The following is a 15,262-nucleotide window of genomic DNA, read 5'->3' on the forward strand; positions in this document are numbered from 1 at the left end:
ATGAATATACAATGGTATCCAGGTCATATGACCAAAGCAAAAAGGGCAATGAAGGAAGATATCAAATTAATTGATTTGATTATCGAACTGGTAGATGCGAGAGTTCCGCTAAGCAGCCGGAATCCGGATATTGATGATCTGGGAGCAGGGAAAGCCCGCCTGATTCTGCTGAATAAATCGGATCTTGCAGATGAACGGTGCAACAATGCATGGGCAGCTTATTTTGAAGAAAAGGGCTGTCATGTTGTCAAAGTTAATTCAAAAAGCGGTGCAGGCTTAAAATCCATTAATGGTGTTGTTTTAGAGGCCTGTAAAGAGAAGATAGAACGGGACCGGAGAAGAGGTATCTTAAACCGCCCGGTACGTGCGATGGTTGTAGGAATTCCTAATGTGGGAAAATCCACATTTATTAATTCCTTTGCAGGAAAAGCGTGTGCGAAGACTGGAAACAAGCCCGGCGTTACTAAGGGCAATCAGTGGATCCGGCTGAATAAAAGCCTGGAGCTCCTTGACACCCCTGGAATATTGTGGCCGAGATTTGAAGACCAGAAGGTGGGAATCCGTCTTGCACTCATTGGTTCCATCAATGATGAGATCTTAAATAAAGACGAGCTTGCCATGGAGCTGATCCGTTTTTTAACGAAATCCTATCCTCAGGTTCTGTCTGAGCGCTATGCGCTTGCGACGGAAGATCCATTAGAAGGTCTTATGCAGATCGCCAGGTCCAGGTCCTGTCTGGCTAAAGGCGGAGAACTGGATTTAAACAGAGCGGCAAACCTGCTGATTGAGGATTTCAGAAGCGGTAAACTGGGACGTCTGACTCTTGAAACACCGCAGCAATTATAATTAGACATCAAAGGGCAGGCTCATTTTAAAGAGCAGGCCCTTGTTTTAATCAGATCACTGGAGAAAAAAGATGAGAAAATTAACAGAAGAAAAACGCCTGGAAGAACTGAAACGGTTAGAGGTCATGAAGGAATATGAATTAAACTATGATTCCCATGTACTTGTCTGCGGAATTGATGAAGCAGGCAGGGGGCCGCTGGCTGGACCTGTGGTGGCAGGAGCCGTCATACTGCCAAGAGATTGTGAGATCCTCTTTTTAAATGATTCCAAAAAGCTGTCTGAAAAACGCAGGGAGGCTTTGTTTGAGGAAATTGAGGAAAAAGCACTGGCAGTGGGACTGGGCATAGTGGGCCCGGACCGGATCGATGAAATCAATATATTGCAGGCAACCTATGAAGCCATGAGAAGTGCAGTTGCAAAGCTGGGTATGATGCCTGAAATTCTCTTAAATGATGCGGTGACTATTCCGGAACTTGACATACCTCAGATCCCTATTGTGAAGGGGGATGGAAAAAGCGTGTCAATCGCGGCCGCCAGTATTATGGCAAAAGTGACAAGAGATCATATGATGGTAGAGTACGATAAGCTGTTTCCCCAGTACGGCTTTGTAAAGCACAAGGGATACGGCACCGCAGCCCATATCGCAGCATTAAAAGAGTATGGCCCCTGTCCCATTCACAGAAGGAGTTTTATTAAAAATTTCATTTCTGGGGAGAATAATGAATAACAGAGAGACAGGAACACGGTTTGAAGAGATCGCTGCAGATTATCTGGAGCAGGCCGGCTATGAGATTCTGGAGCGAAATTACCGGGACCGGTCAGGAGAAATCGACTTAATAGCCAAAGACGGGAATTATTACGTTTTTGTAGAGGTAAAATACCGGGAAAATGCAAAGAAGGGTGATCCTGCTGAAGCGGTAGATGCAAGAAAGCAGATGAAAATCAGGAATACGGCCAGACGATATTTATACAGACACCGTCTGGGGGAGTCAGTTCCATGCAGGTTTGATGTGGTCGCCATTTTAGGTCAGCAGATCCGCCTGATTTCGGATGCATTTTAAAAGGAGGTACTGGAATGAGTGTTAATTGGAAACGCAAAAATAAAGAGCAGGGTATGGATTATATTGAGACAGATCCGGTGCCTTATTTATCCTTTCCTCTGTTGGAAAAGACAGGACTGGTGGCCCAGGGATTTTCTACAAAGCTTGGGGGAGTCAGCCAGGGGAAATTTGCGACGCTTAATTTTACATTTACCAGAGGTGACAATCCGGATCATGTTTTAGAAAATTACAAAAGAATGGCTGCTGCTCTCGGGGTAGACGTAAAACGCATGGTTCTGTCTTACCAGACTCATACCACCAATGTCCGGCTCGTAACGGAGGAAGATGCAGGCAAGGGAATTGTGAGGGAAAGAGATTTTAAAGATGTTGACGGGCTCATTACCAATGTAGTGGGTATCACCCTGGTTACCTTTTATGCGGACTGTGTTCCCTTATATTTTCTGGACCCGGTACACAAAGCCATCGGACTCAGCCATTCGGGCTGGAGAGGCACGGTAAAACGAATGGGAGCAGTCACGGTCCAAAAAATGAAGGAAGCATATAATACCAAAGCAGAAGATTTAATCGCCTGCATTGGCCCAAGCATCTGTAAGGACTGTTATGAAGTTGGGGAAGAAGTGGCTCTGGAATTTAAAAAAGCTTTTGCCGAGAAAGAATGGAATAAGATTTTACAGGAGAAAGATCATGGTAAATTTCAGCTGGATTTATGGAAAGCGAATGAAATCATACTGACAGATGCCGGAGTAAGACCGGAGAACATACAGACAACAGATATCTGTACCCGCTGTAATTCCGATTATCTTTTTTCTCACCGCATCTGCGGCAATGAAAGAGGCAATCTTGCAGCATTTCTGGGATTGAGAGAATAAGTTATAAAAAGGTCCGGAAGAATGGTTTGAATTCTTCCGGACCTTTTTATCAGGCAGGTGGTTTATGCTTTGTATTTTTTCAGTAACTTCTGAATCTTGTCCGTTGAGGAAAGTGCAGTACTGATGGAGACATCATGATTTAAGGAATTAACGATTGCAGCGATATATTTGCTGATATCGGCTTCCACATACCACTCTCTGCTGAATATCTCGTTGGGACGGTAATTTAAGTTTGTAGTCACAACTCTGTCAATGTATCCTTTGCTGTAAAAGTCGTCAAACTTTTCAAGACCATTGGTGAACAGTCCAAACGTACAGCATACAATGACCTTGTCCGCCTTACGTTCTTTTAATTCCCTGGCGGTATCAAGCATGCTTTCCCCGGAAGAAATCATGTCGTCTACGATCAGAACCGTTTTACCTTCTACGGAAGCGCCGAGAAACTCATGAGCTACGATGGGATTGCGTCCGCCTACAATCTTGGAATAATCTCTTCTTTTGTAGAACATACCCATATCCACACTTAAGTTATTGGCAAGGTAAACGGCACGGTCCATGGCACCTTCGTCAGGGCTGATGACCATCATGTGTTCTTTGTCAATCTTCAAATCAGGAAATTGTCTTAAGACTGCTTTGATAAACTGGTATGTCGGCATAAAATTGTCAAAGCCGTTTAATGGGATTGCATTCTGCACTCTGGGATCATGGGCATCAAAAGTAATAATATTGCTTACTCCCATATTCACCAGTTCTTCCAAAGCCATAGCGCAGTCTAGGGATTCCCGCTTGGTTCTCTTGTGCTGGCGGCTCTCATATAGAAACGGCATAATCACGCTGACTCTGTGTGCTGTGGCTGTACATGCGCCGAGAATGCGTTTTAAATCCTGAAAGTGATCGTCAGGAGACATGTGGTTTGTATATCCGTTCACTGTATAGGATATGCTGTAATTGGTAACATCTACCATTGCGAAAACATCGGTGCCCCGGACAGATTCCTTGACGATTCCTTTTGCTTCGCCGCTTCCAAAGCGAGGACACTCGCAATTTAGAAGATAAGAGTCGATATCGTAACCGCGGTAGTGAAGATCTGCCTCGCGTCGTTTTAACTCCTCGATATCGTTTCTGCGAAAACCGACAATATGGTCATTTACCTTCCTGGCCAGTTGCCCGCAGCTTTCCAGCGCTGCGATCTTAAGGGGAGCAACAGGTAGCTGGTCGTTAAATACATAATCATTTGCCATGACAAAGATTCCTCCATAATAAATGAACAGCCAGTCGTAAGACTGCCTGTTTTATAATCTTACATCTTTTTATACCATTGAAAGACAGAATGCGTCAATAGTCTTTCCCGTATTTCAGTGAAAAAAACAAAAAAGGCTTCCTTTACAAAGAGTAACAATCTTGTTATTATATAAAAGATAGTTGCAGAAAGGTAAAATAGAAATGAGCAAAAGAGGACATGTTATTAAAGCGGTTGAGCGCGGTTCGATTGCAGAAGAACTGGAACTGGAACCAGGAGATGAAGTCCTTTCCATTGACGGACATGAACTGGAAGATATCTTTGATTATGAATATTATGTAAACAGTGAAGCCATTCTTATGGTCGTAAGGAAAAAGAACGGAGAAGAATGGGAATTAGAAATAGAGAATCAATATGAGGATTTGGGCCTTACCTTTGAGAACGGTCTGATGAGTGAGTACAGGACCTGTAAGAATAACTGCATTTTCTGTTTTATCGATCAGATGCCTCCAGGAATGAGAGAAACTCTCTACTTTAAAGATGATGATTCCAGACTCTCTTTTTTACAGGGGAACTATGTCACTTTAACCAATATGAGTGAGCACGACATAGAACGGATTATTGAGTTTAAGCTGGCTCCTATTAATATCTCTGTTCATACCACAAACCCTGAATTGAGATGTCAGATGCTTCACAACCGGTTTGCAGGTGAAGCTCTTAAAAAGATAGACCGTCTCTATGAGGCGGGAATATCCATGAACGGGCAGATTGTCCTCTGCAAAGGTGTGAATGATAAAGAAGAACTGGAGCGGACAATCGGGGATTTATCTAAGTATCTGCCATATATGGAAAGCGTATCGGTGGTGCCGGTAGGTGTATCGAAGTATCGGAACGGCTTATACCCGTTAAGTCCTGTAACAAAAGAGGATGCCATATCTGTTCTGGATATTGTGGAACGGTGGCAGAAGACGCTTTATAAAGAGCATGGATGCCATTTTATTCATGCCAGTGATGAGTTTTATATTCTGGCAGAAAGACCCATGCCGGAGGAAAAAAGGTATGACGGATATATTCAGCTGGAAAACGGTGTGGGGATGCTGCGACTTTTAGAGACTGAGGTAGAGGAAGCGTTGAAAGAAGAAGCGGATGATGATGCCATTGAGGAGATTTCCATCGCTACCGGAATGCTTGCGGCACCGTTTATTGAGAACCATGCAAAGCTGGTTCATGATAAGTTTCCAGGCCGTACCATTCACGTCTATCCAATTGTAAATCATTTTTTTGGCGAACAGATAACGGTTGCCGGTTTGATTACCGGACAGGATTTAATCGCCCAGTTAAAAGAGAAGTCTCTTGGAAAGAGACTTCTGCTTCCTGAGTGCATGTTTCGGAGCGGGGAAGAGGTATTTCTTGACGACCTGACCCGGCAGGATGTACAAAATGCTTTACAAGTACAGGTAGATATTGTAAAATCAAGCGGTCAGGATTTCGTTAACACAGTTTTAGGACACGTAAAAGAAAAGAAACCTTCTTATGACGGATATGAATTAAAGGAGATATAATATATGAGTAAACCAGTAGTTGCCATCGTAGGCCGCCCCAATGTGGGGAAGTCTACGCTGTTTAATGTTTTGGCCGGTGAAACTATTTCGATTGTTAAGGATACACCGGGAGTAACAAGAGACCGTATTTATGCTGACTGTTCCTGGCTGGATATGAATTTCACCCTGATCGATACAGGTGGAATTGAGCCGGACAGCAGCGATGTTATCCTTTCCCAGATGAGGGAACAGGCGGAGATTGCCATTGCTACCGCAGATGTCATTGTATTTATTGTAGACGTCCGTCAGGGACTGGTAGATGCCGATTCTAAAGTTGCCGACATGCTGCGCAAGTCGAAAAAACCAGTAGTTCTTGCAGTAAATAAGGTAGACAGCTTCCAGAAATTCGGCAATGATGTATATGAATTTTATAATCTGGGAATCGGCGATCCTATTCCGGTTTCAGCAGCTTCCAGACTGGGTCTGGGTGATCTGTTAGATGAAGTTGCCAAACATTTCGGGAATTTTCAGACAGATGATGAAGAGGATGACCGTCCAAGAATTGCAATTGTAGGAAAACCTAATGTGGGAAAATCTTCCATTATAAATCAGCTTCTGGGTGAAAACCGCGTAATTGTATCCAATATTGCAGGAACTACCAGGGATGCAGTAGATACGGAAATTATTCATGACGGTACAGAATATGTATTTATTGATACAGCCGGACTCAGGAGAAAGAGTAAAATTAAAGAAGAGCTGGAGCGATACAGCATTATCCGTACAGTCACAGCCGTAGAACGGGCCGATGTGGTAGTTGTGGTAATTGATGCGGAAGAAGGCGTAACCGAGCAGGATGCCAAGATTGCAGGAATTGCCCATGAACGGGGCAAGGGCATTATCGTGGCTGTGAATAAGTGGGATGCCATTGAAAAAAATGACAAGACCATTTATGAATACACAAAGAAAATAAAAGATACCTTGTCCTTTATGCCATATGCGGAATTTATATTTATATCCGCAAAGACCGGACAGAGAATGAATAAACTCTTTGAACTGATTGATATGGTGCGTGAGAATCAGACACTTCGTGTTGCAACCGGAGTCCTTAACGAAATCATGACGGAAGCAGTTGCTCTTCAGCAGCCGCCGTCAGATAAGGGCAAGCGTCTGCGCCTTTATTATATCACTCAGGTGGCTGTGAAACCGCCTACCTTTGTTATCTTTATCAATGACAAGGAACTCACCCATTTTTCTTACACAAGGTATATTGAGAATAAAATCAGGGATGCATTTGGTTTTAAGGGAACTTCCTTAAAGTTTATTTACAGAGAACGGAGCGGAAAGGAACAATAATTATGGAAAGAATCATCTGTCTTATAGCAGGATATCTTTGCGGACTGTTGCAATCCGGTTATTTTTACGGTAAAACGCATCATATTGATATAAGAAACCACGGAAGCGGTAATTCCGGAACGACCAATGCGCTTCGGGTTATGGGACCGAAAGCCGGAGCAGTCGTTTTCTTTGGCGATTTCTTAAAGTCCCTTCTGCCCTGCATGGCAGTCCGCCTGGTGTTTAAAAATCAGCCGGAGATGATTTATCTGCTGATTCTTTATACCGGCTTTGGTGTGATTCTTGGACATAATTACCCATTTTATCTGCAGTTTAAGGGTGGCAAGGGAATCGCCGCAACTGCAGGTCTGATTATGGCGGCAGATTTACCAATGACACTGTTATGCCTGGTATCATTTGTTTTAATCGTAGCGGTTACACGATATGTATCTCTTGGATCTCTGATTGTGGCTACTATATTCGTTGTCTGGATGGTTTTATTTGGAACCATGGGAGCATATGGTCTGAACCCGAAACTTCTGCCGGAATTTTACATAGTTGCGGCTCTGATCAGCGGTCAGGCATACTGGCGCCATCGCGCTAATATAGGCAGGCTGATCCATGGAAAAGAAAACAAAATATCCTTTGGGTCTGGAAAAACAAAATGAGGTGAGTTAGATGGCTAAAATTGGAATCATCGGATCAGGAAGCTGGGGTATGGCATTGTCTGTACTTCTATATAATAATGGACATGAGGTGACGGTCTGGTCCGCCCTGCCGGAGGAAGTATTGGAGATGAAGGAAACCCACCGGCATCATACGCTTCCGGAACTGGTACTTCCGGATAATCTGGTCTTTACGGAAGATCTGGAAGAAACCATGACAGGGAAAGACCTTTTAGTCACCGCAGTTCCTTCTGTTTATGTCAGATCAACAGCCAAGCGTATGAATCCGTTCTGCCGTTATGGACAGGTAGTTGTCAATGTGGCAAAGGGAATTGAAGAAGCCAGTCTTATGACGTTATCTGAGATATTGGAAGAAGAGCTTCCTATGGCAGATGTTGCGGTTTTATCCGGACCCAGTCATGCAGAGGAAGTGAGCAGAGGGCTCCCAACCACTTGTGTGGCAGGTGCTTCCTCCAGAAAAACAGCCGAATACATTCAGAGTATTTTCATGAGCGAAGCGTTCCGTGTCTATACAAGCCCTGATATGCTGGGGATTGAGCTTGGCGGATCATTGAAGAATGTAATCGCACTGGCTGCAGGAATTGCAGACGGACTGGGATATGGAGATAATACAAAAGCTGCTTTGATTACCAGAGGAATTGCTGAGATATCAAGGCTTGGCACTGCTATGGGAGGTAAAATCCAGACCTTTGGCGGCCTGTCCGGGATCGGCGATTTAATTGTTACCTGCGCCAGTATGCACAGCCGGAACAGAAGAGCAGGCATACTCTTAGGACAGGGGAAATCCATGGAAGAGGCAACGAAAGAAGTAAAGATGGTGGTGGAAGGGATATATTCTGCCAAAGCCGCTCTTGCCTTATCAGAGAAATACCAGGTCTCAATGCCCCTTGTAGAACAGGTGAATGCAGTGCTGTTTGACGGTAAGTCTGCTTCTGAGGCAGTGCGTGATTTAATGCTGCGGGATAAGACAATTGAGAGTTCAGATATTCCGTGGGAATAATCTAAAAAATGACTTTATTTTTTTATTTTAAACCAAAATTAGTTGACATTTTCTAAAAGCCATTCTATTATAAAGACTATGTATACGTTACAACGTTAATGCGGCGTATATAAAATCGGTTCAAGAGGAGGAATGGATTGTGAAAAAATCTATGAAAAAGTTACTGAGCCTTGGTCTGGCAATTGCCATGGCAGCATCTTTAACCGCCTGTGGAAGCGGCAAAGCTTCAGAGGGCACGACTGCAGCCGGAACAGATACCAAAGGGGAAGCGCAGACCACAGACGCCGGCGGGGCCTCAGGAGAAGGTACCTTTAAGATTGGCGGAATCGGTCCCATCAGCGGAAGCACTGCAATTTACGGACAGGCTGTAAAGAATGGTGCGGAGCTGGCAGTGGAAGAGATTAACGCAAACGGCGGTATTAACGGAACAAAGATCGAATTTAATTTCCAGGATGACGAAAATGATACGGAGAAGTCAGTCAATGCTTACAATACCTTAAAAGACTGGGGTATGCAGATGCTGGTAGGAACCGTTACATCTGCTCCATGTATAGCAGTTGGCGCAGAATCTACCAATGATAATATGTTCCAGCTTACACCATCCGGATCTGCTGTAGACTGTACCAAGTTTGAGAATCAGTTCCGTGTATGCTTCTCAGATCCGAATCAGGGTGCCGCTTCAGCGCAGTACATTGGTGAAAACAAGCTGGCTACCAAAGTGGCAGTTATTTACGACAGTTCTGATGTATATTCTTCTGGTATCCATGACAAGTTTATATCAGAAGCAGCAAATCAGGGAATTGAAATTACAGCTGATGAAGCATTTACAGCAGACAACAACACAAACTTCTCTGTACAGCTTCAGAAAGCACAGGATTCAGGCGCAGAGCTTGTTTTCCTTCCTATTTACTATTCACAGGCGGCTTTAATTCTTGCCCAGGCAAAGCAGATGGGTTATGAACCTGCATTCTTTGGCTGTGATGGTCTTGACGGAATTCTTACAGTAGAGAATTTTGATACTGCACTTGCAGAGAATTTAATGCTTTTAACACCTTTTGCAGCAGATGCCCAGGATGAGCTCACTCAGAAATTCGTAGCTTCTTTTAAAGAGAAATACGGCGAGACTCCCAACCAGTTTGCAGCAGATGCTTACGACGCAGTTTATGCAGTGAAAGCTGCTGCTGAAAAAGCAGGTATCACAGCCGATATGGATGCATCTGCAATCTGTGATAAATTAAAAACCGCAATGACTGAGATATCCATCAATGGTCTGACCGGAGAAAACATGAAGTGGAATGCAGACGGAGAACCTGATAAGGCTCCTAAGGCAATCAAGATTGTAAACGGCGCATATACAGCAATGTAACATGACCCGCTGGAGGGCCGTCCAAGGGACGACCCTCTTATTTAATATAATTTTCTTTAAAAAAGACGAATGAGGTGCGTTGGTATGATGAGTTTCATATCCTATTTTATTAATGGTTTAAGCCTGGGCAGTGTATATGCAATCATTGCTCTTGGATATACCATGGTATATGGCATTGCCAAGATGCTTAATTTTGCTCATGGCGATGTTATTATGATTGGAGGATACGTGGTGTTCACAGTTGTCAGCACAATGGGCTTAGGTCCTGTTGCGGGCATTCTCCTTGCGGTTATTCTATGTACTGTACTGGGCGTGGTTATTGAGGGCGTCGCTTATCGTCCTTTACGTATGGCAAGTCCTCTGGCAGTTCTGATTACGGCAATCGGTGTGAGCTACCTGCTTCAAAACATCGCACTGCTTGTCTTTGGCTCCAATCCTAAGTCCTTTACTTCTGTTGTAACGATTCCGGCATTAAAGCTGGCAGAAGGAAAGCTTACGATCTCAGGTGAGACGATTGTTACAATTATCAGCTGTGTAGTTATTATGATTGGACTGACTACATTTATCAAGAAGACAAGAGCAGGACAGGCGATGCTTGCTGTGTCAGAAGATAAGGGAGCAGCTCAGTTAATGGGAATTAACGTAGACGGCACCATCGCACTTACCTTTGCGATTGGTTCTGCACTGGCGGCGATTGCAGGAGCACTTCTTTGCTCTGCATATCCAACCCTTACCCCATACACTGGTTCCATGCCTGGTATTAAGGCATTCGTAGCAGCTGTATTTGGCGGGATTGGTTCCATTCCAGGTGCGCTAATCGGCGGTCTGCTTCTGGGTGTTATTGAAAACCTGAGCAAGGCCTATATTTCATCCCAGCTGTCAGATGCCATTGTATTTGCAGTTCTCATCGTTGTACTTCTTGTAAAGCCTACCGGAATTCTCGGCAAGAAGATCAATGAGAAAGTATAGGTGGACAAAATGGAAAAAAGTACAGCAAAAAAATTTCATATTGATAAAACATTAAGATCCAATTTAATTACTTACAGCATTGTACTTGCAGCGTTTATTATCGTACAGATATTAATCTCTGCCGGGCAGATCAGCAGTCTGATGAAGGGACTTTTGGTTCCTCTTTGTATTTACAGTATTATGGCGATATCCTTAAACCTGACTGTAGGTATCCTGGGAGAATTAAGCCTTGGTCATGCTGGCTTTATGTGCGTGGGAGCGTTTGCAAGTTCCATTTTCTCTATTTCCATGATGGAATCCATACCAAATACAGGAATCCGTTTCTTCCTGGCCATTCTTGTAGGAGCAGCCTCGGCTGCAGCTGCAGGGGTTGTAGTGGGAATTCCTGTTTTAAGGCTGAGGGGAGATTATCTGGCAATCGTAACGCTTGCTTTTGGTGAGATTATTAAAAATGTTGTGAATGTCATATATCTGGGCAAGGATTCAGCTGGCTTTCATTTCTCCATGAAGAACAGCATGGCACTTAACATGGCTAAGGACGGAACCGTGATTTTAAATGGTGCCCAGGGTATCACAGGTACTCCAAAGAATTCTACCTTTGTAATCGGTGTAATCCTGACTCTGATTACTCTGCTTATTGTCCTCAATCTGATTAATTCCAGATCTGGCCGTGCGATTATGTCAGTCCGTGATAACAGAATTGCGGCGGAATCCATTGGTATCAATATAACCAAGTATAAACTTATGGCTTTTACTATCTCTGCCTCCCTTGCAGGAGTTGCGGGTGTTTTATATTCCCATAATCTATCTTCCCTGACTGCAACACAGAAAAATTTTGGTTATAACCAGTCCATTATGATTCTTGTATTCGTGGTACTTGGAGGAATCGGGAATATGAGGGGATCGATGATAGCTGCAGTTCTTCTTACACTGCTTCCTGAGCTGTTAAGAGGCCTGAATGCCTATCGTATGCTGATTTATGCCATTATCCTGATTGTCATGATGATATTTAACTGGAGTCCAAAACTGATTGATTTCAGAAAACGTTATTTTCATAAGAACATGGCTAAGAAGGAGAGGGTGTAATCATGGCTTTACTGGAAATTAATAACCTTGGAATATCATTTGGCGGCCTTCGTGCCGTGGATAATTTCAGCATCACCATTGAAAAAGGACAGCTTTATGGTCTGATTGGACCCAACGGTGCGGGAAAAACCACGATTTTTAACCTTTTAACCGGAGTTTATAAACCAAATAACGGCACGGTATTGCTTGATGGGACCAATATTACAGGAAAGAAAACGGTGGATATTAACCGGGCAGGAATTGCAAGAACGTTTCAGAATATCCGTCTTTTTAAGGATTTAACAGTTCTGGACAATGTAAAAACCGGTCTTCACAACAGCCATTCCTATTCTACCGTTGCCGGGATTTTAAGGCTTCCCCAATATTATAAAGTTGAAAAGGTAATGGATGAGAAAGCGGTTGAACTTTTAAAGGTCTTTGACCTTGATAAAGAAAAGGATACCCTTGCGTCCAATCTTCCTTATGGAAAACAGCGGAAACTGGAAATAGCAAGAGCACTGGCAACAGGACCAAAGCTTCTGCTTCTTGATGAGCCGGCGGCTGGTATGAACCCCAATGAGACAACGGAGCTTATGGATACCATACGTTTCGTGCGGGATAATTTTGATATGACCATTCTGTTAATAGAACACGATATGAAGCTTGTCTCCGGGATTTGTGAGCGCTTGACGGTGCTGAATTTCGGTCAGGTGCTTACCCAGGGTAAAACAGCGGATGTACTGCACGATCCGGAAGTCATCAAGGCATATCTGGGAGAATAAGGAGGCATTCAACATGGCAATACTTGAAGTGAAAAATCTGGAAGTATACTATGGCGTTATCAAAGCGTTAAAGGATATTTCCTTTGAAGTAAAGGAAGGGGAGATTGTCGCACTGATCGGTGCCAATGGTGCCGGCAAGACAACCACTCTTCATACAATCACAGGTCTTATTAAGGCAGCATCCGGAAATATACAGTTTGACGGTCATGACATTACTAAAATCCGGGGTGATAAAATTGTAGGTATGGGAATGGCCCATGTTCCGGAAGGAAGAAGGGTTTTCGCAGCTTTAAGTGTATATGAAAATTTAAGACTGGGTGCTTATACGAGAAGAGATAAAAATGAGATTGAGGAAACTCTTCAGATGATTTATAAGCGTTTCCCCAGGCTTTTAGAAAGAAAGAACCAGCCCGCCGGGACATTAAGCGGGGGTGAACAGCAGATGCTTGCCATGGGACGTGCGCTCATGAGCCACCCTAAGGTAATTGTCCTTGATGAGCCATCCATGGGACTTTCCCCTATTTATGTGAATGAAATCTTTGATATTATTCAGGAAATCAACAAGTCCGGCACAACGGTTCTTCTGGTGGAACAGAATGCGAAGAAGGCATTATCCATTGCAAACCGGGCTTATGTTTTAGAAACCGGCTCCATTGTACTGAGCGGTGATGCCAAAGAACTGATGAATGATGATTCTGTAAAGAAGGCATATTTAAGCGAATAACAAACAGATTGAAACAGATACTGCAGCATGGCATTTGCTGACTGCGGTATCTGTTTTTGTCTTCCAGAGTAAGTTTGTCCAAAACATAGGTAATAACACTGAATGGCGGATAATTAAAAGATGCGCTGCATGAGGGAATTATTCAAAAAAAGAATACCGGAAAATAGTAAATACCGGAAAATACATCCTTAACTGGATTAAAAAGAAAAGGGAATAATCTTTTTACCCCCGCATATAGTGTAACAGCACAGAAGGGGGAATCTTTATGGACAATTATAACGTATACAATGATATCAAAGCCCGGACCAACGGAGAAATCTACATTGGAGTGGTTGGCCCCGTCAGAACAGGAAAGTCCACCTTTATCAAGCGTTTTATGGAATTGATGGTACTGCCGGGCATGGAAGACGAACACCAGAAAACTCAGACAAGGGACGAACTGCCGCAAAGCGCAGCAGGAAAGACCATTATGACGACGGAACCTAAATTTATTCCCAAAGAAGCTGCAACCATCCGTCTGGGAGATGAGATTGAGACCAAGGTCCGCCTCATTGACTGTGTAGGCTTTATGGTAGACGGTGCAACAGGGCACATTGAGAATGAGGAAGAGCGTCTGGTTAAGACACCATGGTTTGACTATGAGATTCCATTTACAAAAGCTGCGGAAATCGGTACCAGAAAAGTAATTAATGATCATTCCACCATTGGAGTCGTAGTGACAACAGACGGTACGATTGGTGAGCTGAAGCGTCCCAATTACATAGCTGCAGAAGAACGTACCGTGAACGAGCTTAAGAATCTTGGAAAACCATTTATCATACTCCTGAATTCTTCAAAACCATATTCGGATGAAACGGTTGCCCTGGCAAAGGATATGAATCAGAAATATGGCGTTACGGTTATGCCGATTAATTGTGAGCAGCTGAAAAAGGAAGATGTGGGAAATATTCTGGAGCGGGTACTGAAAGAATTCCCTGTAACAGAAATGGATTTTTACATTCCAAAGTGGCTTGAAATTCTGCCTGCCTCTCACTGGCTGAAGGGCCAGGTGATTCAGGCGGCAAAGGACATGGTAAAAAAGGTTGCCCAGATGAAGGATGTAACAGCCGGCCTGTTTAACGGAGAGACAGAAAGCATTCGGGGTGTAAAGGTTCAGAATATGAACATGGCAGACGGAAGCGTAGCCGTTGACATGGATGTAGATGACAGCTTTTATTATCAGATTTTAAGTGATTATGTAGGTATCCCCATTGAAGGGGAATATCAGCTGATGCAGACCTTAAGCGAGCTTGCAAAGATGAAGAAGGAATATGAAAAAGTCAATCAGGCCATGAGCCAGGTGCGGCTCAAAGGCTACGGAGTTGTGACACCGGAACGTTCGGAGATCATGCTTGATGAGCCGGAAGTGATTAAACACGGAAATAAGTACGGTGTAAAAATGCGTGCGGAAGCTCCCTCCATCAACTTAATCAAAGCCCATATTCAGACAGAGATTGCGCCTATCGTGGGAAGTGAACAGCAGGCAGAGGATTTAATCGCTTATATCAAAGAAAATGCAAGAGAAAGTGAAGAAGGTATCTGGAATACAAATATCTTCGGAAAATCCATTGAGCAGATTGTGGAAGACGGAATTCAGACGAAAGTATCACAGCTTACGGAAGACTGCCAGATGAAGCTGCAGGACACCCTCCAAAAAATAATTAATGATAGTAATGGCGGTATGATTTGCATTATTATCTAAATTAATGGTATAATAGGATAAATATATACAAAAGGAGGGC

At 43.6% G+C, this 15,262-nt stretch carries 15 protein-coding genes; 14 read left to right on the forward strand and 1 reads right to left on the reverse strand.

Translation table 11 applies throughout. The features are described from left to right. From ylqF to pgeF, 4 genes are all read left to right on the forward strand, one after another. Positions 1-846, forward strand: coding sequence for a ribosome biogenesis GTPase YlqF (ylqF, locus tag CRO04_RS10090; RefSeq protein ID WP_097004122.1), 846 nt, complete (start codon positions 1-3; stop codon positions 844-846). A 70-nt stretch (positions 847-916) separates the two neighbouring features. Beyond that, on the forward strand, positions 917-1,573 hold the full coding sequence (locus tag CRO04_RS10095) for a ribonuclease HII (RefSeq protein WP_097004123.1): 657 nt from the start codon (positions 917-919) through the stop codon (positions 1,571-1,573). After that, positions 1,566-1,907, forward strand: coding sequence for a YraN family protein (locus CRO04_RS10100; protein WP_097004124.1), 342 nt, complete (start codon positions 1,566-1,568; stop codon positions 1,905-1,907). Before CRO04_RS10095 ends, CRO04_RS10100 begins: the two co-directional genes overlap by 8 nt. Before the next feature lie 14 nt (positions 1,908-1,921). After that, entirely contained in the window at positions 1,922-2,776 is an 855-nt protein-coding gene (gene pgeF, locus CRO04_RS10105; RefSeq protein WP_097004125.1) for a peptidoglycan editing factor PgeF, read from the forward strand. 62 nt (positions 2,777-2,838) lie between these two features. Here pgeF and CRO04_RS10110 read toward each other — a convergent pair whose 3' ends face one another. Then, positions 2,839-4,017, reverse strand: a complete 1,179-nt coding sequence (locus CRO04_RS10110; RefSeq protein ID WP_097004126.1) for a ribose-phosphate pyrophosphokinase — start codon at positions 4,015-4,017, stop codon at positions 2,839-2,841. A 202-nt stretch (positions 4,018-4,219) separates the two neighbouring features. Here CRO04_RS10110 and CRO04_RS10115 point away from each other — a divergent pair, with 202 nt between their 5' ends. The 10 genes from CRO04_RS10115 to spoIVA all read left to right on the forward strand — a co-directional run bounded on the left by CRO04_RS10115 (position 4,220) and on the right by spoIVA (position 15,222). Beyond that, positions 4,220-5,578, forward strand: coding sequence for a DUF512 domain-containing protein (locus CRO04_RS10115; RefSeq protein WP_097004127.1), 1,359 nt, complete (start codon positions 4,220-4,222; stop codon positions 5,576-5,578). Positions 5,579-5,581: 3 nt separating this feature from the next. Continuing rightward, on the forward strand, positions 5,582-6,910 hold the full coding sequence (der, locus tag CRO04_RS10120) for a ribosome biogenesis GTPase Der (protein WP_097004128.1): 1,329 nt from the start codon (positions 5,582-5,584) through the stop codon (positions 6,908-6,910). Between the two features lie 2 nt (positions 6,911-6,912). Continuing rightward, a complete protein-coding gene (gene plsY / locus CRO04_RS10125) occupies positions 6,913-7,557 on the forward strand; it encodes a glycerol-3-phosphate 1-O-acyltransferase PlsY (RefSeq protein ID WP_097004129.1) in 645 nt (214 codons plus the stop codon). 10 nt (positions 7,558-7,567) lie between these two features. Then, positions 7,568-8,575, forward strand: a complete 1,008-nt coding sequence (locus CRO04_RS10130; RefSeq protein ID WP_097004130.1) for an NAD(P)H-dependent glycerol-3-phosphate dehydrogenase — start codon at positions 7,568-7,570, stop codon at positions 8,573-8,575. A gap of 151 nt (positions 8,576-8,726) precedes the next feature. Then, on the forward strand, positions 8,727-9,941 hold the full coding sequence (locus CRO04_RS10135; RefSeq protein WP_097004314.1) for an ABC transporter substrate-binding protein: 1,215 nt from the start codon (positions 8,727-8,729) through the stop codon (positions 9,939-9,941). Positions 9,942-10,028: 87 nt separating this feature from the next. Next, positions 10,029-10,910 carry an ABC transporter permease subunit gene (locus tag CRO04_RS10140; protein WP_097004315.1) on the forward strand — a complete coding sequence of 294 codons (882 nt, stop codon included), beginning with the start codon at positions 10,029-10,031 and terminating at the stop codon, positions 10,908-10,910. A gap of 9 nt (positions 10,911-10,919) precedes the next feature. After that, positions 10,920-11,996, forward strand: coding sequence for a branched-chain amino acid ABC transporter permease (locus tag CRO04_RS10145; RefSeq protein ID WP_097004131.1), 1,077 nt, complete (start codon positions 10,920-10,922; stop codon positions 11,994-11,996). Between the two features lie 2 nt (positions 11,997-11,998). Further along, positions 11,999-12,757, forward strand: coding sequence for an ABC transporter ATP-binding protein (locus tag CRO04_RS10150; RefSeq protein ID WP_097004132.1), 759 nt, complete (start codon positions 11,999-12,001; stop codon positions 12,755-12,757). 13 nt (positions 12,758-12,770) lie between these two features. Beyond that, positions 12,771-13,481, forward strand: a complete 711-nt coding sequence (locus CRO04_RS10155; protein WP_097004133.1) for an ATP-binding cassette domain-containing protein — start codon at positions 12,771-12,773, stop codon at positions 13,479-13,481. Positions 13,482-13,746: 265 nt separating this feature from the next. Then, positions 13,747-15,222, forward strand: a complete 1,476-nt coding sequence (gene spoIVA / locus CRO04_RS10160; RefSeq protein WP_097004134.1) for a stage IV sporulation protein A — start codon at positions 13,747-13,749, stop codon at positions 15,220-15,222. Positions 15,223-15,262: the final 40 nt, after the last annotated feature.

Origin of the sequence: Lacrimispora amygdalina (assembly GCF_900205965.1) — a bacterium.
GTDB lineage: Bacteria > Bacillota > Clostridia > Lachnospirales > Lachnospiraceae > Lacrimispora > Lacrimispora amygdalina_A.

Bases quoted from the DNA above. Each gene is read 5' to 3' on its own strand.
- CRO04_RS10130 (WP_097004130.1), top strand. From the start codon at position 7,568: ATGGCTAAAATTGGAATCATCGGATCAGGAAGCTGGGGTATGGCATTG.
- CRO04_RS10135 (WP_097004314.1), top strand. From the start codon at position 8,727: ATGAAAAAGTTACTGAGCCTTGGTCTGGCAATTGCCATGGCAGCATCT.
- pgeF (WP_097004125.1), top strand. From the start codon at position 1,922: ATGAGTGTTAATTGGAAACGCAAAAATAAAGAGCAGGGTATGGATTAT.
- CRO04_RS10095 (WP_097004123.1), top strand. From the start codon at position 917: ATGAGAAAATTAACAGAAGAAAAACGCCTGGAAGAACTGAAACGGTTA.
- plsY (WP_097004129.1), top strand. From the start codon at position 6,913: ATGGAAAGAATCATCTGTCTTATAGCAGGATATCTTTGCGGACTGTTG.
- der (WP_097004128.1), top strand. From the start codon at position 5,582: ATGAGTAAACCAGTAGTTGCCATCGTAGGCCGCCCCAATGTGGGGAAG.
- spoIVA (WP_097004134.1), top strand. From the start codon at position 13,747: ATGGACAATTATAACGTATACAATGATATCAAAGCCCGGACCAACGGA.
- CRO04_RS10115 (WP_097004127.1), top strand. From the start codon at position 4,220: ATGAGCAAAAGAGGACATGTTATTAAAGCGGTTGAGCGCGGTTCGATT.
- CRO04_RS10150 (WP_097004132.1), top strand. From the start codon at position 11,999: ATGGCTTTACTGGAAATTAATAACCTTGGAATATCATTTGGCGGCCTT.
- CRO04_RS10140 (WP_097004315.1), top strand. From the start codon at position 10,029: ATGAGTTTCATATCCTATTTTATTAATGGTTTAAGCCTGGGCAGTGTA.
- CRO04_RS10110 (WP_097004126.1), bottom strand. From the start codon at position 4,017: ATGGCAAATGATTATGTATTTAACGACCAGCTACCTGTTGCTCCCCTT.
- CRO04_RS10155 (WP_097004133.1), top strand. From the start codon at position 12,771: ATGGCAATACTTGAAGTGAAAAATCTGGAAGTATACTATGGCGTTATC.
- CRO04_RS10100 (WP_097004124.1), top strand. From the start codon at position 1,566: ATGAATAACAGAGAGACAGGAACACGGTTTGAAGAGATCGCTGCAGAT.
- ylqF (WP_097004122.1), top strand. From the start codon at position 1: ATGAATATACAATGGTATCCAGGTCATATGACCAAAGCAAAAAGGGCA.
- CRO04_RS10145 (WP_097004131.1), top strand. From the start codon at position 10,920: ATGGAAAAAAGTACAGCAAAAAAATTTCATATTGATAAAACATTAAGA.